The sequence below is a fragment of the Pseudomonas sp. GB2N2 genome (assembly GCF_054897705.1).
Map to the genome: position 1 here is coordinate 845,192 of NZ_CM142701.1, position 22,315 is coordinate 867,506.

Below are 22,315 nucleotides of genomic sequence, written 5' to 3' on the forward strand. Positions count from 1 at the left end.
ACGAAAAAGCCCGGCGGGTCAGGCCGGGCTTTTTGTCGAGTCGTACGGTGCAGCTATTCATTCATGCTGCACGGCTTTCGATCAGACGATCCGAACCACCTTCGGCAACACGACGTTCTTGCAGACGATCCGAACCACCTTCGGCAACGCGACGTTCTTGCAGACGATCCGAACCACCTTCGGCAACGCGACGTTCTTGCAGACGATCCGAACCACCTTCGGCAACGCGACGTTCTTGCAGACGATCCGAACCACCTTCGGCAACGCGACGTTCTTGCAGACGATCCGAACCACCTTCGGCCACACGGCTTTCAATCAAACGGTCCGAACCGCCTTCAGCGATCATCGTGCGGGCATGGGGCGCGGCGAAAGCGTTGGCTGCAAAAACCGAGAAAACGATGCTGAGGATGATTTGGCGTTTCATGAGGGTGTGCTCCGGGGTGTTATTGGTTGGTATGGATGCGATGTTACGCCCCGGAGTTTTTAAGAGAACTTCATTGGGTTGATGGTGACTATCGACGCCGGCAATGGCTGGATGATGTGCCCCGTTGTCCCGACAGATTCAAGCCTCACGAATCTGGCTGACGCTCGTTACCTGGCCATTCCAGACCATTTCGTAGTGCGCCGACTGAATCACCGATAAAACCGGTTTTGGCGTCATCAACGCCCAACAATGACTGCCGGGCATCCGCACAGAGTGATATCGAAGCCCCGGGCATCCCGCTTCTTTGATCAACAATCCCAATCGTCGGGCGTCGGTGTAGTCGTCGGGATCGTAAACAGGATCGGTCATCGCAATGGACGTCGCGTCTTTCATCCCGACTTCCACAAAAGAGCAGGCCAACCCCCGGAAAACAAACCGCTCGTAGTTGAGGCTTGGCACGTTGGACCAGTACAGGCTCTGGTGATGTTTCACTTCGGCGAGCGCCGTTTCCGGCGTGTCTGCCAGGTACAACACACCAAACCGCCCATCGCTGAAGCGTGAGCCGGCCGGGTTGACGTGGGTAAACGGTGCTGTCGCGTAGGAGCAACCGGGGATGCCGAAAGGAATTTCGCTGCGGCGAATCAACTCGAGGCGACCCAGTTCATTGTTCAGTCGGGGGTTGGTGAGTTCCTGTATCTGGTACAGCACCTCGAACGCGTCCGCATCCGCCACGTCATCAAACAGTGCTACCGGTGGAAACTTGGAGTTGACCAATCGATAGGCCTGCAATCGCTCACCGGTCAGTTCTGCCAGTTCGCCCGGGTTTACCATTGGGCGCCTCGCAGCACGTCGATGCGGCGGAAAGTTTCATACAGGGAAATCATGTCGCCCTGCGCCATGATTTCGAGGGGAGAGCGGCCGTTGAAGAATTCGTTGTGGTTGGCCATCGACGGGAAGCCGTAGACGTTTTCCGGGTTATCGAACACCAGGCGCAGCGCGGCGTGGATGTTGAGGACGAAACTGATGCGCTGCATCTGGTCGGCGTCCAGTGCCACCGACCAATCGGCATCATGCTGGCGCGCGCGGGTGTAGGTGCTGCGGGAAATGCGCAGGATTTGGCAGGCCTGATCGCTGGACGCCCGCCATTTTTCGAGGATGCCGACAGCGGCCCGCAGGCCAGTCACGCACTGACTCTTGGTGAAGGCTTGCTGCTGGAGGGCGGTGGCCATGGTGAATACCTCGCGCTGAATCTGTAGATGCAAAAATATGTAAAAAGCATCTGTAGCGCAAGATTATAGCGACCGACGGCGGCTGCTATCGTTGTAAGTCCCACGACGGCACGATTGAGCGGAGGCACAGAATGGAACGATTTACCGGTGGCTGCCTGTGCGGCGACGTCCGAATTGAAGCGTTGGGACGACCTTACCGCGTCGGGCTTTGCCACTGCCTCGATTGCCGGAAACATCATGGGGCGCTGTTCCATGCTTCTGCGATATTTCCGGACAGTGCGGTGAAGATAATGGGCGAAACACGCGACTACGCCGGGCGATTTTTCTGTCCGCGATGTGGCTCTTCGGTTTTTGCCCGCACCGACGATGAAATCGAAGTGAACCTGGGATCACTGGATGCGCCGGACCAATTGACGCCCACCTACGAAAGCTGGATCACGCGGCGGGAGTCATGGTTACCGCCGTTTCCATTGATCAGACGATACGAACACGACCGCGAGGGCCCAGGGCGTTTGGAGGAGTAGCCCCGTCTCCTGTAGGCGTCTGGCTTGCCAGCGATGAGGCCCGAACGATCACCACGATATTCAAGGCCCAATCGCCGGCAATCCGGCTCCTACCGGTTTTGTAGCGTGAATGCGACCGAGCAGACACACAGGGTCCGCGTTCGTCAGGCCGTCAGCGATTGCAGCTTTTTCAGAATCCCGACACTCGGATCAACGTTCTTGGCGGCATCGGATTTTTCGCTGTCAGATCCGTCCGTGACGATACCCGCGAGGATTTCCGCCAGGTTGTGGAAATGCCCGGCCTCCTTTTCGGCAGGGTCCAGGCTCCCGCTTTGATTCAACGCCGCTTCCAGCGACAGATGCTGCGACAGCCATTCAGGCGTGTTTTTTTCTTCCGGGCTCATGTTGTCCATGAAATCCAGGGCAGCGCTGGCGCGAGCGAACGGGTCATTGAGAAACGGGTCTTTCCAGTTTTTTTCCTGATCCGCCGGGCCACTGTAGTAACCGGTCGCGAGGCGCCCCTGCTGGCGCATCAAGGCTTGTGCCGAGGCTTGCTCCTCTGCGCTGAAAGACCCGCCCTGATTGGTGGCGACGGCGTTCAGCGAACGTCGGTCCAGATCGCCCATCAGGCCGTTACGGTCTTCGTCGGTGCCGGCGTAGGGTTTGCCGCTGGCTTTCATCAGCGCGTACTTTTCATCCATGCGCTTGCGGGCATCCGTGGCCACTTCGGCAAAGGTTTTGTCCTTGGAGCTGGAGATCGCGCCAGGCTTGGAGGCGCCGAGGACGAGCGCATCGGCGTTCATCCCCGTACGCACAGGGAAAAACGGTGCATTGCCGGCAATCGAGTTGCTGTAGCCGGTGGACGTACTGGACAGGCTCACCGAATCCTCGTTTGGCGTCTTGGCCGGGTCATCCTGAGCCACGCGCTGTTGGGCATCGGCCGCCGCCTTCGCATCGACGGCAGACGTATAGGCAGACATCGCCGCATTGGTTGAAGTTGAAGCAATGATCATGGTTCTTCCTTGGCGAAGGAGGCCGGTGGCCGCGTTGAGACGCTTTGTGTCGGGCAAGATACGCGGTATTTGTGAACGTATCATTCATACCTGGGTATCGGCGGACGTAAACATAGGCTGAATCAACGAAGTTTCATGAAGCTCAAGGGTGTGCTACCGAGCGGCGGGCAGCAGACGCAGAACTGAAGCCACGCTGGGCAGCTAGAATCAATGATCAGCCGTGTCCCACGCGCTCCTTGTAGCAGCCGACGCAGGCTTCGCCAGCCGCTACAGGTCGCGTTACGGTTTAACCAGTCAGCCGCATTTTTTGGAGAACCAGAATGGCCAGCAAAAACACGATTTGCCTTTGGTATGACGGCACTGCGCTGGACGCCGCAACGTTCTATGCCGAAACGTTTCCCGACAGCGCGGTAAACGCTGTCCATCGTGCCCCCGGCGACTATCCCGCGGGCAAGCAGGGCGATGTGCTGACGGTCGAGTTCACGGTGATGGGCATCCCGTGTCTCGGGTTGAACGGCGGGTCCGGGACCCAGCACAGCCAGGCGTTCTCGTTCCAGGTGGCGACCGACGACCAGGCCGAAACCGATCGCCTGTGGAACGCGATTGTCAGCAACGGCGGTGAGGAAAGCGTCTGCAGTTGGTGCCGGGACAAGTGGGGGCTGTCGTGGCAGATCACCCCGCGCATGCTGATGGCGGCGATCACCGATCCCGATCCCGCGGCGGCCAAGCGTGCGTTCGAAGCGATGATGAAAATGGGCAAGATCGACATCGCGACGATTGAAGCGGCGCTGAAGGGTTAGCCAGCCAAGAGGGTGAATTTCCCCCTCAGACTACTGCAGGCACTTCTGCGTTCTTCTTACTCGACGCAACATCATGCAGGGAAATCCTCGACGTCTCGGGCAACGCCAAACCGCCGACCAACGCGAGCATCGCAATGGCAATCAGATAAAACGCCGGCGAGAGGTTGCTCCCGGTTGTGCTGATCAGCCAGGTCGCCATCAGCGGTGCAGTGCCGCCGAACAGGGTGTAGGCCATGTTGTAGGTGATGGCCGACGCGGTGTAGCGCGTGCGGGTGGGGAAGGTTTCCGAGAGCAACGCAGCGGTCACCACGTTACACAACACCGCGCCAATCGCCAGGAGCATGACGCCGACGATGGACGCCGCGAACGAGCCGGAACTGGCCATCAGGAACGACGGATACACCGCCACGATCAACAGCGCGCAGGCGGTCACCACGGTTTTCCGACGCCCGACCCGGTCCGAAAACAACCCGGCCAGGGGGCACATCAATGCGGCGAAGATCAGTGCAATCAGCGACACCAGCAATGCCGTAGCGCGACTCAGTCCTCCCGCGACCTGCAAGTAGGTCGCGAAGTAAGTGGTGAACATGTAGAACGACAAAGCCGTCAGCGAAATGAACGCCCCCAGGCAGCAGATTGCTGCGCCATGGTTGCGCAAGGTGTCCTTGAGCGGGGAGTGTGCCACAGCCTGTTGCTCCGTCACGGCCTGAAACGCAGGGGTCTCATCCAGCCTCCAACGCAAGTACAGACCCACCAAGCCCAACGGCGCGGCAATCAGGAACGGCAGGCGCCAGCCCCAACTGCCCATGGCTTCGGCCGACAGTAACGCTTCAAGTGCGTAAGCCACCACCGCGGCTGCGGCAAACGCGGCAAAGGTCGACACCGGAATGAAACTGCCATACCAGGCCCGTTTATCGCTGGGCGCATGTTCCATCAGATAGGCGCAGGCACCGGCGTATTCGCCCCCGGCAGAAAAACCCTGGGCGCAGCGGATCAGGCTCAGAAGTACGGGGGCCATGACGCCAATCGCCGCATACGTCGGCAACAAGCCGATCAGGGTCGTCGCGCCGGCCATCAGCAGGATAGTCATCGCCAGCGTGCGCTTGCGCCCAATTCGGTCGCCGAGCATGCCGAAGAAAATCCCGCCCAGAGGCCGAAACGCAAAGGCCACAGCGAACACCGCGAACGTTTTCAGCAATGCGACGCTGGCATCGCCACTGGGGAAAAACTGCTGCGCGATGGTCGTTGCCAGGAAGCCGTAGACGGCAAAGTCAAACCACTCGACGAAGTTGCCGATGCCGGCGGCGACAATCACTTTTCTCAGGGTTTTCGGGCTGACCTGCTTGGTAGCGGCGCTAGTCATGCTGAACCTCGATATTTCATCCATTAGCCTTCGATTATCGCGGCAGTGGCTGAAACGTCTCAGTTCAAAAGTGTCGTCGGCATAGTCAGGACCGACTGAAAAACTGCAAGAAGCGGGCAAACCGCCCCAATCACTCACCCAAACCACGTTGGAGGCGGGCCTGACGTTCCCTCATCAACGGCTCAATTGCAGTGCGGCGTCTTTAAGGGGCTCTATAGTTGGCCTGAGGGTGTACCATCAAGGTCTGCTCATCAGATATCAGTCAGCCATGTCCACGCTTAGCGAAGAGAGCCGCCGGATCGTAGCTTCTCTGGCGCACCGTGTTGGTCCCCATGCTGACACTGCAAACATTGCCGAGGCGATTGTTGCGATATTGCAGGCTATGGACGCAGCCCTGACGCCCATTATCGGCCAGCAAGGGGTTGTCGCGCTTTACCGGCGCAGTCTGCATCTGTGCGTTTCCACCCATCCGCGCCTGGCCGGCACCTATGACAGTGTGCCGGCCGCGATGGACCTGATTGCCCTCAAATCCGTACTCGTCGAGCAGCAAGACACCGAAGCGCTGTTTTTCGGTGAAGTGTTGCTGACTACTCTCTACGAGCTTCTGACCACGCTGATCGGGCCCTCGCTCACCGCACGTTTGCTTCGTGGCGTGTGGGAACCTTCTTTGAGCGACACCCCCTCGCAGGAAAATTCGCCATGAGCACCAAAGTGACTATCAACCGCCTGGCCACCGGCGTGCCAGGACTGGACGAGGTGCTGGGCGGAGGATTGCCGGAGTTTTCGTTCAACCTGATCGCCGGCCCGCCGGGTTGCGGCAAGACCACGCTGGCGCACCAGATGATGTTCGCCCTGGCGACGCCCGAGCGCCCGGCGCTGTTCTTTACCGTGCTCGGTGAACCGCCGCTGAAGATGCTGCGTTATCAGCAGCAATTCGACTTTTTCGACAGCGAAGCGATCAACCAGTCGATCCGTTATATCAACCTGGCCGAAGACACCTTGGCCGGGGACCTGGACGAGGTGCTGCGGCGCATCGTCAGCGAAGTCGAAACGCACTCGCCGGCGCTGGTGTTTGTCGATTCGTTCCGCTCCGTGGTGCTGGCCAGTCAGACGCAGGACAATCCGAACAACAATCTGCCGCAATTCGTTCAGCAACTGGGCATGTTGATGACGACCTGGCAGGCGACGACGTTTCTGATCGGCGAGTACTTCACTGAAACCGACACCAACCCGATTTTCACCGTGGCCGATGGCCTGATCTGGTTGCGTCAAAGTGTTCAGCGCAACTCCATGGTGCGCAAGCTGGAAATCATGAAAATGCGCGGCCAACCGACGTTGCCGGGGTTGCACACCTTTCGCATTGCGACGTCCGGGATCAAGGTTTTTGCACCCGTTATAGCCAGCCCGGTTGATGCGCCGTTGGAATCGCCGATCAAGCGCTTGAACATGGGGGTTGCGCGGCTCGACGAGATGCTCGGCGGGGGCTTGCCCCTGGGCTATTCGTTGCTGGTGGCCGGGCCTTCGGGGTCGGGCAAGAGCATCCTGGCGGCGACTTTCCTCGCTGAGGGCGCGCGCAACGGCGAAACCGGCGTGATCGCGGTATTCGAACAGCGGCCCAATCATTCGCAGAACGCCACCCTGTCGGGCTTGATTGCGAGCGGTCAGGTCGGTCTGGTGGACAGTCGCGCGCCAGATCTGTCGATCGACGAAATTGTCCAACTGCTGCTCGGCGAGATCACCCGGCTGAAAGCCACCCGCGTGGTCATTGATTCACTGTCAGGCTTTGAACTGGCAGTGGCGCCGACCTTCCGCGAAGACTTCCGTGAGTCGTTGTCGCGCATGGTCACGGCGTTGACCAACTCCGGGGTCAGTGTGTTGATGACCTCGGAGCTGGAAGATCGCTATACCGATTTACGCTTCAGTCCTTACGGCACGGCGTTTCTGACCGATGCGATCATCGTCCAGCGCTATATTGAAGTCGAGAGCCGGTTGTTGCGCATCATGGCGGTGGTCAAGGTCCGGGCCAGTGCGCATTCTGATGAGTTACGCCAGTACACCATTGACGACAGTGGCCTGCACATCGGTGAAATGTTGCCGGAACAGGAGGGGCTGCTCGGTGGTCGACCGACCCGACAGCGCTCAGGAGCAGCACTCCAAGGAGATAAAAATGTTTGAGCCCGACTCATGAGTAAAGAGGGTGACAAGACCGAGCGCGAGAGGGCCAATGCCGCTCACGAACTCTTCCTGCTTGGCCAGAAAACCGTGGAAGCACGCACGGTTTTGGCCGCGCTGCAAAAACAGCTGAACGACGCCAGCAGTCGGCTGGTGGATACCCAGCAAGTCGAGCAGGTGATCGAGGCCAATCAACAATTGGTGCTGGCGATACTCTTGGCGCAATCAGACGCTGTCGCTCCCCCGCGTCTGGAGGAGCAGCAGTTGTATCAGGAGTTGCGCGAAGCGAATGCGCAGTTGGTCATGGCCGCACTCAGCGCTCAGGACCTTCAGGCGACGGCCGAGCATGCACTGAGTCAGCAGAAAAGCGTGCTGGCGATGGTCGCCCATGAATTGCGCAACCCGCTGACACCAATCAGCATGATGGCCGAGCGTATGGTTCGGCTGCCCAGCGACCAACTGCCGCGGATGCGTGAGTTGATCGAAAGTCAGGTGCAGCATATTTCACAGTTGGTAGACGATCTGCTCGACGTCTCCCGCGCCAGTACAGGCAAGTTGCGCATCGATCGCCGCGAAGTCGACATGATTCAAATTCTGAACAGCGCCATCGATGCCTGTAGCCCGGTGATGAATGCGCAGAAGCAGCAATTCGATGCCCACCTTCCTGAGGGTGTCTTGATGGTCGATGGTGACCCGGGACGCCTCGCCCAGATTCTCAATAATCTGCTGGCCAATGCGGCCAAGTACACGCCGATCGACGGCAGAATCGAACTGTCTTTAACGGTCGAGGCCGATGTTTTACGGATCAGTATTTCCGACAATGGCATCGGCGTTTCGGCCAAGGCACTGCCGTTCATTTTTGACCCTTACGTTCAAGACGAGCACGCCATCGGGTTCAACGGGTCTGGCCTGGGCATTGGCCTGACCGTCGTTCGCGAGCTGGTCGAAGCCCACGGCGGCAAGGTCACCGCCGCCAGCGAAGGCAGCGGGATGGGGAGTGAGTTTGTGGTGACGTTGCCATTGTTGGGTTGTTGAGTGGTTGAGTCGTTAACGGCTCTGCGGCATCAGCGCAGACTCCACGACACCCCGACATACGCCGCCAGACCCTCGCCCGGCGTTGACCGAGCGACGTCCAGCCCTTTGTCGTCGTAACCCGGCGTGACGGTGGCGGCGTAGTGCTTGTCCGTCAGGTTGCGCACGTCCAGCCAGGTCTGCCAGTCGTCCTTCGGTGCGTTGAAACCCAGCGTCGCGCCGAAAATGGCATAGGGATCGGCGTAATAACTGTTGGCGTAATCCACCGCCACTTTGGACGCCCACTGCGTATTCAGCGCGGCGAAGAATCCTTGTGGCCAGTCGTAACGCAATTCGCCCTGGTAGAAATGCATCGGCAGGCCCGGCAAGCGGTTGTCGCCGAAGCGGTCGTCGTCGCGGTAATGGAAGTCACTGAAGGTGTAGCTTTGGCGCAAGTGCAGTTGGCCGCCAGCGTCCGACGACCAGAGTGTACTCAGCAGGCTTGCTTCCACGCCCTGGTGCACGGTGGGGCTGGCGTTGAGTTCGTAGGGCGTCACGGCGTTGGCATCTGGCAATACCGAGAGCAATTCGTGTCGTACCTGAGCGTAGTACCAGGCCAGGCTCCACTGGCCCATCGTGCTGTCGCCGCGACCGCCGATTTCCAGGGTGGTCGCAGTCTGGTTTCGCAGCTTTATCGGATCGCGCTGGGCGCCCGTGGCGGCGCCGCTGCCTGCCGGAAAGCGAATGTTCGAGCTGTAGATCAGCGACCACGGGTGGGGCGCTTCGACCGAGCGGCTGAGATTGCCGAACAGTTGCACATCTGGGGTGAGTTGGTAGCGCAGGCCCAGGCGCGGTGCGTAATCCCAGTCGCTGAGGCTGGTCTTGCCACCATTTTGCGGAAAGGTGACCGCGCTTTCGCGGCGTGTGTAAATTGCGGCGAGGCCGGTGGTCAGCCACAGGTCGTCGGCGATTTCCAGGTCATTGCCCAGATGCAAAACGCTGTCCGAGCCCTGATAAGTGAAGTTGCGCATGTGCGTGCCCGGCGCGTAGCCGGCGGTGTTGCCGGAAGGAATACGCACCAGTTCGCTGGCGCCGGCATTGGGCAGGTGCTTGGTCACTCGCAGGCCCAGCGTGCTTTTACTTTCCAGGCCCCAGAGCGTGTCGCGACGCTTGTAGTCAAACGTGCCGCTGACGTCCGTATACGCCACCTTCAAGCGGTTGAGCCCCTCGCGCAAGTCCATCGGATAGTCGTGATAGACCAGCCCGGTCTGGATGCTCGAATCGTCATCGATGTAGTACGTGGTCTTGTTGCCGAGGAAGGTGCTGCCCGGTTGTTCGCGGCGGTCGTCCCGCGTCACGTAAGCCGGGTTGGCTGCGCGTGAATCGTGCTCGATGGAGTGTTTGGTCACGCGTCCGGCAAGGTCGTTGTCGGTCTGGCGGTAGCGCAGGTAGAAACGCGTTTCCAGGTTCGGATTGAAGCGATAACCAAAATTGGCGATGACGCCCTGACTCTCGCTGGCGGTGTGATCCTGATAGCCATCCGCCCGCGCGTCGGTCGTGGCTACGTAGTAATCGAAATTCCCCAGCACCTGCCCGGAGCTGACCTGGCGCTGCTGATAACCGTGGCTTCCCGTGGCGTAGCGCACCTGCAACAGCGGCGCGTCGTAGCCGGTGTGGCTGACGTAATCAATGGCGCCGCCCAGGGCCAGCGCGCCACGGTCGAAACCGTTGGCGCCGCGCAGCACTTCCACGTGGTCGAGCCACAGCGGCTCCAGCAATTCATAGGGCGTGCCGCCCGGACCGGTCAGCGGCAGACCGTCGAGCATGGCATACAACCCCGAGGCATGGGCGCCCGGCGCGCGATTAATCCCCGAGCCGCGGATCGAGATCTTCACCCCTTCGTTGCCCGCCGACTGCGCATACACCCCCGGTTGATACGCCAGTACCTCCTGATTGCTCGAAACGCGGCCCTGCAAAGGACGGCGCATATCGACCACATTGGTGCCGCCAGGTACTTCGGCCAGCCGGGCCTTGGCGTCCTCGATGTTGCGGTCTTCGTCGCTTTGCTCTTCAGCCTGAATCAGCACTTGCCCCAGCTCCAGACCTTGGGTTTCGGCCATGGCCGGACAGGCAAGCGCCAGCCCCAGCAATGCAGTGGGCAGGGATTTGGGCAAGGGCATTGAGTGAACTCCAGACGTGCAGGGACGGGCAGTGAAGAACTGCGACGTTAAGAGGGACGAAGTAAACACATGAGAATTTTCAACACTCAGTCTGTAACAGCTGGCGAAGCCTGCGTCCGGCTGCTACCAGTGGTGCGTCGTTTAATGCCTGCACTCGGCCAATACCACCTGGCAGGTATCCGGCGTGCCACCGGATCTACCGGCGTAGCGAATGCAATTGTTCATGGATTTCTGCCGCGCCATGTTCAGGGTGTCTCCCCAGGCGAGACCCCCTTCGCCGGTGGAGGGGAGCGCTTTGGCATAGCAGCTTGAGCCGACGCTGGAGGACGCATAGCGAGCCGTGGCTGTTTTACTTGAACATCCTGCGGTCATTGCCAGATTACCGGCAAGCAGGAAGAACATGGCCCATGAGGAGCATTGGCGCACGGTATTTCCGGTCATCGCGTTTACCCCTATAGGAGGAGGCTGGCGGCTTGAGTGAGGTCGTACCCTGATAAGAATAGCCTGCAGGTTGATGTCGAGATTCGCGCGTCGATGCGGGTGATGAAACGCTCACATCATTAGCGGATCGATGCAGGCGGGCGCCGTCTATCCTCTAATGTCAGACAGTATTTCCTGTGTATCCCTATGGAGCAGTGCATGTTTAAAAACTTGAGTGGTCAGGTTGCATTGGTCAGTGGAGCTGGCAGCGAACATGGGATTGGTCTCGCCATCGCGAGGCGGCTTGGTGACTCAGGTGCAAAGCTGATCATCACCGGCAGCAGTGCCCGCATCCATGATCGTGTCGCACAACTGAGCGCGGCAGGTTATACGGTGGAAGGTCGCGCTGCAGATCTCACTCAGCCAGCTCAGGTCGTCGAACTGGTGAAATGGTCTGAGTCGTTATGGGGGCGAATCGATGTGCTCGTGAACAACGCGGGTATGGCGATTCAGGGTGAAGCCGAGGTGTTCTCCGACGTGGCCACTATGAGCGTCGATGTCTGGAACACCTCTATTGCCCGTAATCTGACCACTGCATTTTTGTTGACCCGCTCAGTGTTGCCGGGGATGCAGAATCGTCGTTACGGACGCATCGTCCATATCAGTTCTACGACGGGCACCCGCGTCAGCAACCCTGGTGAGGCAGCCTATGCGGCGGCGAAAGCCGGGATTGTGGGGATGAACATGAGTTTGGCGCTGGAAGTCGCGCCATACGGCATCACCGTGAACGCTGTTGCCCCAGGGTGGATCGCGACGCAATCCAGCACAGTTGAGGAAATGACTGCCGCGCAGTATGTTCCAGTCGGGCGTGCCGGTAGACCAGAGGAGGTCGCTGCCGCGGTAGCCTTTCTTGCTTCTCCGGAGTCCAGCTATATTACGGGCGAGCTTCTTGTGGTCGACGGTGGCAACTGCCTCTCTGAGAACAAACGCCCCCGTTGAGGGCCGAGGGGTTTAAGTCTCTGATTTCCTTTAGGTCTGTGGCACCGTTTGGAAACAGCCCAGCTATTTCGCCATATCCGCCCGCCTGATCTCCCCACAAAATATATCCACGTTCCCGCTATCCGGAGCAGTGCGCACCACGATGGAGTGTTCACTGGCGAGCAGCACGGGCAGTTCGACGGGTGCGCTTCTTGAGAAAGACCAGCCACGTACGGCCTGGCGTTCGGTGTTCACCAGATCATTCATCGCGTAGGCAACGGGTCCCGGTTGCTGGCAGCTGCCTTTATGGATGAAGGTGTAGAGGCGCAACGGCAGGACGGTTCCGCTGGGCGCGCCGCTGATGAAGAAACTCAAGCCGGTTTTTTTACCCCAGTTTGCCAGGGTGACATTGCCGATCTGACCGGCGTTCTGCTTGGTGGCGACCAGAGGAACGGACGCTCCGCGGGTTTTAGGTACGGTGCAGCCAACGATATTGGCAGTGATCATGAGGACGGCAAGTGAATGGATGAGCTTCATGGCGAACATCCTGTATTGAATAACCACGATGGGAGATTATTCGGTATAGGCCATTAATCGCTTCCCTGGCGACGCTTGTGCGCAATTCTCGAAGCGATATGCGCCTGCTCGTTGCCTGAGCAAGTCGGCCCACCCTGATCGCCAGGGTAAACCGATCAAACGCTTCAGCTCAGATCATCCGCCTGATGCCGTCCCGGCACCTGGCTCGCCTCATCCCCCCACGTCCGGTTGACCCGCTGTCCACGAATCACCGCAGGCCGATTGGCGATGTCCTCTGCCCAGCGCTGCACATGGGTGTACTCGTGGGCGGAAAGAAACTCCGCCGCCGAATACACCTTGTCCCGCACCAACTGGCCATACCAGGGCCAGACCGCGATGTCGGCGATGGTGTAGGCGTCACCGGCCAGGTACGGACTTTCGCTCAGGCGCCGGTCGAGCACATCCAGTTGACGCTTGGCTTCCATGGTAAAGCGGTTGATCGGGTATTCGAGTTTATCCGGCGCGTACGCGTAGAAATGCCCGAAGCCGCCGCCCAGGTAGGGCGCCGCACCCATTTGCCAGAACAGCCAGTTCAGGGTTTCGGTGCGGCCTGCTGGATCGGTGGGCAGCAAAGCGCCGAATTTTTCCGCGAGGTACAACAGGATCGAACCGGACTCGAACACGCGAATCGGCGGTTCGATACTGCGGTCCAGCAGCGCGGGAATTTTCGAGTTCGGGTTGATCTCGACAAAACCACTGGAGAACTGGTCACCTTCGTTGATGCGGATCAGCCAGGCGTCGTATTCGGCGTCGGCATGCCCCAGCGCCAGCAATTCCTCCAGCAGTAGGGTGACCTTCACGCCGTTGGGCGTGGCCAGCGAATAAAGTTGCAGCGGATGCTCGCCGACCGGCAAGGCCTTGTCGTGGGTCGGGCCGGCAGTCGGGCGGTTGATGCTGGCGAACTGGCCGCCAGACGGGGCGTTGTTTTTCCAGACCTTGGGAGGAATATAAGACGCTTTGCTCACGGAAGGGACCTCATAGACGGTTGGCGGTGGGCACGTGATTCGCGGACCTCAAGCTACCATTTTAGGGCGGTTGCGAATGCGATTTCACTGCCCCTGCCTCAGGCACTGCAACCACGTATCAAGCACCCGCCGATCCAGTTCCTCCCAATCCGCCATGCCCAACACTCGCGTGGTGTTCAACCCGCGCAAGTAACCGCGCAACTGATTGGCGGTGGCCTGCGTCAACTCCGGGTCGGGCGACTCTATGGCCAGCAGCACGGTTTCGTATTGCACCAGGTACTCGGCAACCCGGTCACGGAACTCGGGCAAAACAGCATCGCGGATCAGGTCAAAAGTTCTCAAGCCAATGTCCTCATGTAAGGTCGTGATCAAGTGTGCACCCGACTGCGCAGCGCATCACTATCGCTAGAAGTAATAGTGACCATCACGAAACGCAAGTTCTCCTTTGCGCGCTATAGCCGGAAAATAGCCTCCATCGAACAGAGATTGATTTTCAGGATGAGACCGATGCGCTCTTTATTTTTGCCTGCCATGGCGTTTGGCGCTTTGTTGATCGCTGGCTGTGCTTGCGCACCGAACGACCCGACCCTGACCTTGCAAACCAGTAAAACCCCTGCCCAATACGCCGAGTGCGTCGTGCCGAAATTGCAGGGCAGCGCGTTGAACCCGACGGTCTCGCAGACCCAGCGCAGCTACCGGATCGTGGTGCCGAGCAAGGTGTCGGCGGACAACGTGCTGGAAGCCTACAAGGCTGGAAACGGTGGCAAGGTGTTCATCTACGAGCGCCATTTGCTGGCCTCGAACTTCCTGCCTTCGAGTTTTGAACGCGCCGCACAGGACTGCATCTGACCCCGGCCCGTAACGATTTTTTCACCGAGCTCCTTTGGTTGGCCGCAACCAACCAATTTTTTGCCCCGCAGCCCATTGGGTTGCGGGGTTTTTTTGTCTGCGAATCAACATCTGGTGTTGCGTGCACCACATTGACCGTGACATGACGATCGGCCAATTTTCGGGCAACGCCTCGGGAATACCCATCGATTGCCACCTTCATTGCCGCCAGGTCGGAGATGCCCGGCATGCCGGCGCGTTTGCCGAGCTTTGAACCGATCATGATGATTCACCCGTGATGGATGGAGACACTGGAACTACAAGGTCTTGAGCCAGATTAAACGGGAGCAGGGGAGGTTTGTCGGCTTCACGCATCGAACAAGGCTTTATGAAGGGTGACGAACGCTTGTACGGTCATCGGCGCTTCACCGGTAACGTCGCGGATGATCGTGTCTTCGCCTTCGAACACGCCATGTTGGTAATCCAGGGCGACTTCAACGAGGTGTTGCACGACGAAAGCAGGCAGGCCGGCTTCAAGCAGTTCGTGTTTGTATTCTTCAGGGCTGATTGGCTGATAGGTGATCGTGCGGCCAAGCACTTCGCCGATAGCGTCGGCGACACCCTGCTGGTTCAGCTCGGTGGGACCGTGCAGCGTGTAGGTCTGGCCTTTGTGCGGTGTCGGATTTTCAAGAATTGTGGCAATCAGACGGGCCTGATCCTCGGCAGCGATAGGGGCGTGGCGGCCTTCACCGAACGGCAGGCGAATCTCGCCTTTTTCGAGGATGTGCGAGCGGAAATGCGGGTAGATCAGCCATTGCGCAAAGTAGGTTGGGCGCAGGTGAGTCATCGCCAGACCTGACCAATCGAAGACGCGCTCCGCGGTCCAGTGATCGAGTGCCGCATTGCTTTTGGCTTCACGTCGCGCGGAAATCTGCGACATGTTGACGACGGCTTCGACGCCCGCTTCTTTCGCCGCTTGTGCGAAGCGCGCAGTGGCATCAATCAGGCCCGGAGCAATCGGGTAAACGAAGTAGGCAGTGCGAATACCTTCGAGTGCGTTGCGTACGGCGTTCAGGTCCAGCAGATCACCCAGCACAACCTCGGCGCCCATGGCGCGAAGCTCTGCCGAGCGCTCATCTTCCTTGTGCACCAACGCCCTGACCGGAACACCTTTGGCGGTGAGGATTTCGATGGTTTTACGACCGGTGTAACCGGTAGCGCCCGTTACGAGAATGGTGGCTTGCGTCATTTTGGTGGCCTCGAGTTGTGGTGCGAAAGGTTAAATATTACGCTCGTCATAAATATAGATGTTGAGTAGCATCTAAGTCAAACACCATTGATCAGGATTTTTCAATGCGCAAATCACGGCAGGAAACCAGCGAAACCCGGCAGCGAATCGTTGAGGCCGCCAGCGTCGAGTTTCGTCGGCACGGCGCAGGCGGCACCGGTCTTGCGGGTCTCATGGCGGCGGCGGGCCTGACCCACGGCGGGTTTTATCGTCACTTCGAATCGAAAGATCAGGTGCTGGCCGAAGCGTGCGGCGTGGCGGTTGACGCGCTGGTAGCGGAGTTGGAGGAGGTCGCGGACGTTGGGGGATTTGATGCGGCGGTGCGGTTGTACCTTTCTGCCAATCACAGGGATTCGCTGGGTATAGGCTGTCCTTATGCGGCGTTGGGCAGTGAGTTGGTTCGCAGCAATGAGCCGGTCAGGGAAGTGGCGACCCTTGGCCTGGAAAAGGTCTTTGAATGGTTGGCCGCCCAATCTGAACCTGGGGGAAGCGAGTCCGCACGTGCTCAGTCTGTCGTTGCGATGTGCACGATGATGGGGGCGCTTACCTTATCGAGAATGGTCTCGCGCCCGGCGCTTTCGATCGAGATTTTGCAGACAGCCCTCGACCATTTGACTGAGCCTGAAGTGGCTAAGGCTTGAGGCGCACCGAACTGGCGACGGCTTTCAGGCTTACTCTGGTCGCCGCGATCATCTCATGCGCCAGCAGCGGATCGGTCGCTTTGGTCGCCCGCGCCATGGCAACACCGCCGACCATGCTACACATGAAAAACAGCGCATTGCGACGCGCGTCTTCGTCTGCAAGATCCCCGGCGAGCACTCCCTGGAGGATGCCGACCATGGCCTCGAAGCCGTGGGTGAAAGTCGCCTTTACGGCGTCATCCTGGCTTTTGATCTCGCAGGTATACGCCGCCATCGGACACCCCTCAGCAACGGCCTCTACATGCTCCGGCGAAACATAGGCGTCGATCAGCGTCTCCAGATCGTTGGCCGCCGAGCCCATCATCGCTCGCCAGGAATCGTGACCGTTGGTCATCGATTGGCGGCACGCGGCCTCGGTTAACAAGCTTTTGGATTTGAAGTGGCCGTAGAACCCACCCTGCGTCAGCCCGGCTTCTTCACTGATCTGCGCGACCCCGGTAGCGGCGAAACCCTGCTGCTGGAACAGGCTCGACGCCGCAGCGACAAGCGCCTCGCGGTTAAAGGCGTTTTGCTCTTTTGAAACCTTCACGCTGCGACTCCTGAACTACACTGATCCATTTATTGTGATCGCTTTCAATGAAGGGTAAATATTGAGAGCGATTACTATGATAGTTGCGCGGCATGGACAACTAAACCCCTCTTTGCAGGTACTCCAGCATGAAAGCGATCCAGATCACTGCTTACGGCGATTCTCTCGAAGGTCTTGAACTGGTCGACATTGCGGAGCCAACCCCGCCGGGGTCGGGTGAAGTGTTGATCGGTGTCGAGTTCGCGCCGGTGAACCACAACGATCTGTTGCTGTTTGGCGGCAATTTCCCGGTTCATCCGCCACTGCCAAGTGTGGTGGGCAACGAAGCCGTTGGCATTGTATTAGGCGTCGGAGAGGGTGTTGAAAACGTCAAGATCGGCGACCGCGTCACGCCACCGCTTTACAGTTTTACCTGGCGCGAGCGGATGGTGATTCCGGCGGTGGATCTCGTTGCGTTGCCCTCGGACGTCGACATTCAACAGCTGGCAATGCTGCGTATCAATCCGCCCACAGCAGCACTGTTGCTCAGCGAATTCGTTGATCTGAAACCCGGTGATTGGGTGGTACAGAACTGCGCGAATTCGGGAGTGGGCAGGGCTGTCATCGCGATTGCGAAGGGGCGGGGATTTCGAACGGTCAATTTTGTGAGGCGTCAGGAGCAAGTCGCGGAAGTCGAGGCGGCGGGTGGCGATCTTGTGCTGGTGGACGAAAACGATGCCACCGAGCGCGTGCAGGAATTGATTGGCGAAGGCACTGTGCGGCTGGCGCTGGATGGTATTAGCGGAGTGGCGACGGCCCGGTTGGTCAGCGCCTTGTCGTCAGGGGGCTCGCTGGTCAACTACGCGCAAATGAGCGGTGACATGTCTGCTCCCGGTGATTTCAGACCACTTATGAGAAAGAGCATCACAATGCACAATTTTTATCAGAACAAACCGGCGTTCAGGGTAAAAGTGCCGGAAATACTGCGTGAAGCCGTTGAGCTGATCAGGTCCGGAAAACTTCATGTGCCGGTATCGACTGTGTATCCGCTGACCGCCTTCAAGGACGCGATTATCCATACCCGAAAAGGCGGAAAGGTGTTGTTGGAGATTAACGGTGCCAACTAGCCTGCGGTGTTGATTGGGGCGCAATACCGAGCGCCCTGACTGACCAGAACATAAATATTCCATACCGGGCATTGTATTTAGCCCCAGGGCTCAAAGGGCCGAGCTAAAGCGTCGGCCGATAAGGGAACGCCTGCATTGCGACCTGAACGATTTCCAGCAGTTCTGCCGAGTTCGCGCCATCTCTGGCCTGCACGGCCAATCCTCGGGCCAGCACATTGAAATAACCCGACAGGGCTTTTACATCCGTATTAGCGGGCACATCACCTTCTTCGATTCCTCGCTGAATCCTCGTTTCCATCATGTGCCGTGCCATCGCTCGATGCCCGGTCATCATGTCCCGAACCGAATGCAGCGCCGTCGGTACGTGCACGCATGCCACGGAAATCATGCAGCCCGCCGGCAAGTCTACTCGGGTGAACTCGGCAGCTGTTGCTTCCATCAGGCGCTTGAAGGCGGTCCGGGTGTCGGTTTCGTCGTTCAAAATGCCGACGAACCATTCACCCGATGCTTCCAGATAGGCATTCGTCGCTTCGGCGTAAAGCTGCTCTTTGCTGCCAAACGAGTTGTAGAAACTCGACGGGCTGATCCCCATCGCTGCCACCAGGCTGTCGAAGGACGTGCCTTCGTAACCCGACTCCCAGAACAACTTCATTGCCTCATGCACAGCCGTCGTCCGATCAAAATTCGAGGGGCGTCCGCGGCTGCGTTTTTTCACTTCGGATAATTTTGGTTCCATCGCTCCAATATTCCTTGACGAGGGGATTTCTCTCGCCATAGTATTGCATATCGGAGTAAACACTCCAAAAACATTTATCCCCTGTTCAGCGCATCCCTGAGCTCTCGATAAACGTTTATTTTTCCAAACCAACTATCCTTCTGGAGTACAAAACCATGATTGACGAAAACGGCCCGCACTATTTTGTCGCCTTTCAAACGCCTGGCCCAAACTGGGTCCAGGGCGTGAAATACAACGAACAGCCTGAGTTCATGGATCATGTGAACTACATGATCGAGTTGCACCAGAAGGGCCTGACTGTGCTCAGTGGCCCGTTCATGGAAAAGGCTGGCGGACTCAATGGCGTATTGGCTGACGGTGGCATGACCATTTTCAAGGCCGCGGACCTCGATGAAGCCATCAAGATTGGCACGGACGATCCGACGGTGAAGTCCGGTTTCCTGAACGTCGAAGTGAAGATGTTCTGGGTCCCGTTCCACACCTGATGGGCAGGGACTGCCCTCGATTTCCCCTTTTCCTCTGGAGTACCCGATCATGATTGACGAAAACGGCCCACACTATTTTGTCGCGTTCCAAACCCCGGGCCCGAACTGGGTTCGGGGCGTGAAATACAACGAGCAACCCGGCTTCATGGTTCACGTTGGCTACATGATCGAAATGCAGGAAAAAGGCCTGACCGTACTCAGCGGTCCGTTCATGGAAAAGGCCGGTGGTCTCAACGGCGTGCTGGCAGACGGCGGCATGACCATCTTCAAGGCAGCCGATTTCGAGGAAGCCAACAGGATTGCTACCGACGATCCGTCCGTGCAGGCTGGCTTGCTGAACGTCGAAGTGAAGATGATGTGGGTACCGTTCCATACCTGATCGTTAGAGGCCGGCGGATGAAGTCTGTGCACATCAGGAGGGTGTGGACAGACTTTCAAACTGCTCCGTGACCCAATCGATAAAGGCACGGGTGCGAACGCTCATGTGGCGGTTGGGCGGATAGACCAAGTGAAACGGATAGGCCGCAGGCTGCCATTCTTCCAACACGCGGACGAGTCTGCCGTCTTCAAGATAGGGCCTGAGCTTCCACTCGAAACTGTAAAGCAACCCAATCCCTGTGAGCCCTGCGGCCAGGTGTGCGTTGCTTTCGTTCACCGTCAGCAAGGCCGGAACTTCGATGTTCAGTGGCTCATCGTCTTTGAGAAATATCAGCGGCGTCGACCGACCAGAAGAGGTCGACTGATAGTTGATCACCACATGCCCCGAACTTAAATCACTCGGGTGCAAGGGAATGCCGTGCTGTTGCAGGTATGCTGGCGTCGCGGCTGTCACCCACGGCGACGCACCCAGCGGACGCGCGACCATGGACAGATCGTTGACCACGCCACTTCGGATCGCGCAATCGGCGCGTTCGCGGATCAGATGTGCCGCGCGGTCACCCACGCTGATTTCGATCTCGATGGACGGATATCTTGCGTAGAAATCCGGCAAGCGCGGAATGATTACACTGCTCGCGACCCAGGCGCTGGCGTCAACGTGAACCAGGCCGTGCAGCTCGGCGGCCACACTGTCGAAAGCCCCATCGATTTCTCTCAACTCATCCAGCCACCGCGTGGTGCGCTCATAGTAAGCCGCGCCTTCGGGAGTGACGTGCACGCTGCGTGTCGATCGTTTCAGCAGCTTCACTTTGAGATGCGCTTCCAGGTCGCCGATCAGCTTGCTGACCGTGGTCTTCGGCATGCCCAGTGATTTCGCCGCTTTGGTAAATCCGGCCAGTTCAACCACTTGCACAAACACTCTGATCGCATTGAGCTGATCCACACGTCTCTCCCGGTCTACATTGCGGTAACGCTCAATCTCCCAGACCTTCAGCCGTCAGACGGATGGCTGTCGCATTACCGGTTTCCTCGACTGATCCACGGTCGAGGAACAGAAACACTGTACCGGCAGTCAGGGTGGTGATTGCCGTGAGTACCAGCAGCAACGTATTGAACGCGGCATCGTAACTGCGAGCCAACATGCCGGAGTTTTCGTTAGACAACAGCCCTCTGGCACCTGCCATGTCTCCGGTAATTAAACGTTGTGCGATGGTCGACGCGTCAGCCAGCGCGCCAAGGTGATGGGCCGTGAGCGCCGACAGCAGCGCGGTGACCAATGCCAGCGCAATGCCTTCGCCCGCGACACGCGTGGTGCTGAATATCCCGGTGGCCATGCCAGCGCGTTCCTTGGGTACCACACTCACCGCCAGACCATCCATCAGCCCCCAAGGGAAACTGATGCCGATGCCAATCGTCAGCATCGGCCAGGCCAGTTGTTCTGCCGTACTACCCAGCGGTAAATGACTGAGCCAATACAGCCCGCCTGCCGAAATCAGCAACCCCGTGCCACACAGTGTAGAAGGTGCGAGCCATCGGGTGAGGATGCCTGCCACGACCGGCAATAACAGCAAAGGGCCGGACAAGGCGATCATCAGGCGACCGGCGTCCAGCGCGCTCATGCCTTCGATCCCGACGAAGCGCACAGGCAGTAACACCAGCAGCACGACAAAGGCGTAAGCGGGGGCGGCGGCCAGCAACTGCACACCGACAAACCGTGGAAAACGGAACAGCGTCAGGTCCAGCATCGGCTGCTCGACTCGCCGTTCAATCAGGATAAAGGCCATGAACGACAACAGCGCCACGCCACACAACATCAGCACCAGCGGATCAGCCACGCCACGTTCCGGAACTTTGAGAATGGCAAAAGTAAATACGCCCGACGTCAGCGTGAAAGTGATCGCGCCGGCCCAATCGATGCCGACGGCAGCGGGATTGCGTGATTCATCCATGTAGCGTGCGGCGAGCACCAGTGCCACGACCGCCAACACGGTGATCATCCAGAAAATCACATGCCAGCCGAAGGCCTCAATGATCAGCCCGGCGGCGATGGGGCCGAAGGCAAGCCCGATACCGAAGCTGCTGCCGACGAAGCTGAAGGCGCGAATCCTCGCCGGGCCGTCGAACACCTGCGCGAGTGCCGACATGCCACCGGAAAATACCGCCGCAGCGGCCACGCCTTGCACGGCGCGCATCCCGTCGAACACCACCATGTTCGATACCACGGTCAATGCCGCCGAAGACAACGCAAAGCCGATCACTCCGCCGATGAAAACCCGCTTGCGACCGAAGCTGTCCGACAGCGCGCCCGCCAGCATCAGCAGGCTGCCGAACGTCAACATGAAGGCGTTGGTGATCCAGTTGACCTCCAGGGGCGTTGCATTCAAATCGCGGCCGATGGCGGGCAGGGCGATGGCGGCCGCGGTGAAATTCAGTGGCATGGTGACGGCCGCGATGCAAACGGCCAGGAGAATGACCGTCCGCTCAAAGGCGCCGGCGGTGTTCGGGGGAGTCATGGGCTGTGATCCTGAAAAAAAGGGTAGGGCGCGCGCACGGCTATTGCCCGATGCGAACTGAATGACTGAGAATCTTAAATCAGCGCTAATGTTGTAAAAAACGATGCTTGGTCCGTG

General features: G+C 58.8%; 25 protein-coding genes and 1 pseudogene. 11 read left to right on the forward strand and 15 right to left on the reverse strand.

What is annotated here, in order from left to right:
• Positions 1–64: 64 nt before the first annotated feature.
• The 3 genes and pseudogenes from ACYZT4_RS03890 to ACYZT4_RS03900 form a co-directional block, all read right to left on the reverse strand.
• A pseudogene (locus tag ACYZT4_RS03890) lies at positions 65–424 on the reverse strand (hypothetical protein); the annotation flags it as partial.
• A gap of 138 nt (positions 425–562) precedes the next feature.
• Positions 563–1,255, reverse strand: a complete 693-nt coding sequence (locus tag ACYZT4_RS03895) for an RES family NAD+ phosphorylase (protein WP_461985388.1) — start codon at positions 1,253–1,255, stop codon at positions 563–565.
• The gene (locus ACYZT4_RS03900; RefSeq protein WP_461985390.1) at positions 1,249–1,653 is read right to left on the reverse strand and encodes an antitoxin Xre-like helix-turn-helix domain-containing protein; all 405 of its coding nucleotides are present in this window, start codon (positions 1,651–1,653) and stop codon (positions 1,249–1,251) included. The genes ACYZT4_RS03895 and ACYZT4_RS03900 overlap by 7 nt, the downstream gene beginning before the upstream one ends.
• Positions 1,654–1,784: 131 nt before the next feature.
• Here ACYZT4_RS03900 and ACYZT4_RS03905 point away from each other — a divergent pair, with 131 nt between their 5' ends.
• Positions 1,785–2,177, forward strand: coding sequence for a GFA family protein (locus ACYZT4_RS03905; RefSeq protein WP_461985392.1), 393 nt, complete (start codon positions 1,785–1,787; stop codon positions 2,175–2,177).
• Between the two features lie 143 nt (positions 2,178–2,320).
• Here the strand turns inward: ACYZT4_RS03905 and ACYZT4_RS03910 are convergent, their stop codons facing one another.
• Entirely contained in the window at positions 2,321–3,169 is an 849-nt protein-coding gene (locus ACYZT4_RS03910) for a hypothetical protein (protein WP_461985393.1), read from the reverse strand.
• A 320-nt stretch (positions 3,170–3,489) separates the two neighbouring features.
• On the opposite strand from ACYZT4_RS03910, the gene ACYZT4_RS03915 reads away from it, so the two are divergent.
• Positions 3,490–3,969: a VOC family protein gene (locus tag ACYZT4_RS03915; RefSeq protein ID WP_461985395.1), complete on the forward strand. Its 480-nt coding sequence runs from the start codon at positions 3,490–3,492 to the stop codon at positions 3,967–3,969.
• 25 nt (positions 3,970–3,994) lie between these two features.
• On the opposite strand, the gene ACYZT4_RS03920 is transcribed toward ACYZT4_RS03915, so the two are convergent.
• Positions 3,995–5,332: an MFS transporter gene (locus ACYZT4_RS03920; RefSeq protein WP_461985396.1), complete on the reverse strand. Its 1,338-nt coding sequence runs from the start codon at positions 5,330–5,332 to the stop codon at positions 3,995–3,997.
• Positions 5,333–5,600: 268 nt separating this feature from the next.
• Here ACYZT4_RS03920 and ACYZT4_RS03925 point away from each other — a divergent pair, with 268 nt between their 5' ends.
• From ACYZT4_RS03925 to ACYZT4_RS03935, 3 genes are read left to right on the forward strand one after another with little or no spacing between them, the layout of a single operon-like run.
• The gene (locus ACYZT4_RS03925) at positions 5,601–6,035 is read left to right on the forward strand and encodes a hypothetical protein (protein ID WP_461985397.1); all 435 of its coding nucleotides are present in this window, start codon (positions 5,601–5,603) and stop codon (positions 6,033–6,035) included.
• Complete coding sequence (locus ACYZT4_RS03930; protein WP_461985399.1) at positions 6,032–7,507, forward strand: ATPase domain-containing protein; 1,476 nt, start codon at positions 6,032–6,034, stop codon at positions 7,505–7,507. The genes ACYZT4_RS03925 and ACYZT4_RS03930 overlap by 4 nt, the downstream gene beginning before the upstream one ends.
• 9 nt (positions 7,508–7,516) lie before the next feature.
• Complete coding sequence (locus tag ACYZT4_RS03935) at positions 7,517–8,539, forward strand: sensor histidine kinase (RefSeq protein ID WP_461985401.1); 1,023 nt, start codon at positions 7,517–7,519, stop codon at positions 8,537–8,539.
• Between the two features lie 29 nt (positions 8,540–8,568).
• On the opposite strand, the gene ACYZT4_RS03940 is transcribed toward ACYZT4_RS03935, so the two are convergent.
• The gene (locus tag ACYZT4_RS03940; protein ID WP_461985403.1) at positions 8,569–10,695 is read right to left on the reverse strand and encodes a TonB-dependent receptor family protein; all 2,127 of its coding nucleotides are present in this window, start codon (positions 10,693–10,695) and stop codon (positions 8,569–8,571) included.
• A gap of 141 nt (positions 10,696–10,836) precedes the next feature.
• On the reverse strand, positions 10,837–11,136 hold the full coding sequence (locus ACYZT4_RS03945) for a hypothetical protein (RefSeq protein ID WP_461985405.1): 300 nt from the start codon (positions 11,134–11,136) through the stop codon (positions 10,837–10,839).
• A 198-nt stretch (positions 11,137–11,334) separates the two neighbouring features.
• On the opposite strand from ACYZT4_RS03945, the gene ACYZT4_RS03950 reads away from it, so the two are divergent.
• Positions 11,335–12,114 carry an SDR family NAD(P)-dependent oxidoreductase gene (locus tag ACYZT4_RS03950; protein WP_461985407.1) on the forward strand — a complete coding sequence of 260 codons (780 nt, stop codon included), beginning with the start codon at positions 11,335–11,337 and terminating at the stop codon, positions 12,112–12,114.
• 63 nt (positions 12,115–12,177) lie between these two features.
• Here the strand turns inward: ACYZT4_RS03950 and ACYZT4_RS03955 are convergent, their stop codons facing one another.
• The 3 genes from ACYZT4_RS03955 to ACYZT4_RS03965 all read right to left on the reverse strand — a co-directional run bounded on the left by ACYZT4_RS03955 (position 12,178) and on the right by ACYZT4_RS03965 (position 13,976).
• Positions 12,178–12,630, reverse strand: coding sequence for a hypothetical protein (locus tag ACYZT4_RS03955; RefSeq protein ID WP_461985408.1), 453 nt, complete (start codon positions 12,628–12,630; stop codon positions 12,178–12,180).
• Between the two features lie 164 nt (positions 12,631–12,794).
• A complete protein-coding gene (gene yghU / locus ACYZT4_RS03960; protein WP_461985410.1) occupies positions 12,795–13,634 on the reverse strand; it encodes a glutathione-dependent disulfide-bond oxidoreductase in 840 nt (279 codons plus the stop codon).
• Between the two features lie 84 nt (positions 13,635–13,718).
• Positions 13,719–13,976 carry a hypothetical protein gene (locus ACYZT4_RS03965; protein WP_461985412.1) on the reverse strand — a complete coding sequence of 86 codons (258 nt, stop codon included), beginning with the start codon at positions 13,974–13,976 and terminating at the stop codon, positions 13,719–13,721.
• Between the two features lie 165 nt (positions 13,977–14,141).
• On the opposite strand from ACYZT4_RS03965, the gene ACYZT4_RS03970 reads away from it, so the two are divergent.
• Positions 14,142–14,483, forward strand: a complete 342-nt coding sequence (locus ACYZT4_RS03970; RefSeq protein WP_461985413.1) for a hypothetical protein — start codon at positions 14,142–14,144, stop codon at positions 14,481–14,483.
• A gap of 346 nt (positions 14,484–14,829) precedes the next feature.
• On the opposite strand, the gene ACYZT4_RS03975 is transcribed toward ACYZT4_RS03970, so the two are convergent.
• Entirely contained in the window at positions 14,830–15,711 is an 882-nt protein-coding gene (locus ACYZT4_RS03975; RefSeq protein ID WP_461985414.1) for an NmrA family NAD(P)-binding protein, read from the reverse strand.
• A 104-nt stretch (positions 15,712–15,815) separates the two neighbouring features.
• Here ACYZT4_RS03975 and ACYZT4_RS03980 point away from each other — a divergent pair, with 104 nt between their 5' ends.
• On the forward strand, positions 15,816–16,391 hold the full coding sequence (locus ACYZT4_RS03980) for a TetR/AcrR family transcriptional regulator (protein WP_461985416.1): 576 nt from the start codon (positions 15,816–15,818) through the stop codon (positions 16,389–16,391).
• Here the strand turns inward: ACYZT4_RS03980 and ACYZT4_RS03985 are convergent.
• Entirely contained in the window at positions 16,381–16,980 is a 600-nt protein-coding gene (locus ACYZT4_RS03985) for a TetR/AcrR family transcriptional regulator (protein ID WP_461985418.1), read from the reverse strand. The genes ACYZT4_RS03980 and ACYZT4_RS03985 overlap by 11 nt on opposite strands.
• Before the next feature lie 128 nt (positions 16,981–17,108).
• Here ACYZT4_RS03985 and ACYZT4_RS03990 point away from each other — a divergent pair, with 128 nt between their 5' ends.
• Entirely contained in the window at positions 17,109–18,086 is a 978-nt protein-coding gene (locus ACYZT4_RS03990; RefSeq protein ID WP_461985419.1) for a zinc-dependent alcohol dehydrogenase family protein, read from the forward strand.
• Positions 18,087–18,189: 103 nt separating this feature from the next.
• On the opposite strand, the gene ACYZT4_RS03995 is transcribed toward ACYZT4_RS03990, so the two are convergent.
• Positions 18,190–18,738, reverse strand: coding sequence for a TetR/AcrR family transcriptional regulator (locus tag ACYZT4_RS03995; protein ID WP_461985421.1), 549 nt, complete (start codon positions 18,736–18,738; stop codon positions 18,190–18,192).
• Positions 18,739–18,977: 239 nt separating this feature from the next.
• On the opposite strand from ACYZT4_RS03995, the gene ACYZT4_RS04000 reads away from it, so the two are divergent.
• The gene (locus tag ACYZT4_RS04000; protein WP_461985422.1) at positions 18,978–19,307 is read left to right on the forward strand and encodes a YciI family protein; all 330 of its coding nucleotides are present in this window, start codon (positions 18,978–18,980) and stop codon (positions 19,305–19,307) included.
• A gap of 49 nt (positions 19,308–19,356) precedes the next feature.
• The gene (locus ACYZT4_RS04005; RefSeq protein WP_461985424.1) at positions 19,357–19,686 is read left to right on the forward strand and encodes a YciI family protein; all 330 of its coding nucleotides are present in this window, start codon (positions 19,357–19,359) and stop codon (positions 19,684–19,686) included.
• A gap of 33 nt (positions 19,687–19,719) precedes the next feature.
• Here ACYZT4_RS04005 and ACYZT4_RS04010 read toward each other — a convergent pair whose 3' ends face one another.
• Positions 19,720–20,628: a LysR family transcriptional regulator gene (locus ACYZT4_RS04010; RefSeq protein WP_461985425.1), complete on the reverse strand. Its 909-nt coding sequence runs from the start codon at positions 20,626–20,628 to the stop codon at positions 19,720–19,722.
• Positions 20,629–20,659: 31 nt separating this feature from the next.
• On the reverse strand, positions 20,660–22,198 hold the full coding sequence (locus ACYZT4_RS04015; protein WP_461985427.1) for an MFS transporter: 1,539 nt from the start codon (positions 22,196–22,198) through the stop codon (positions 20,660–20,662).
• Positions 22,199–22,315 lie beyond the last annotated feature (117 nt).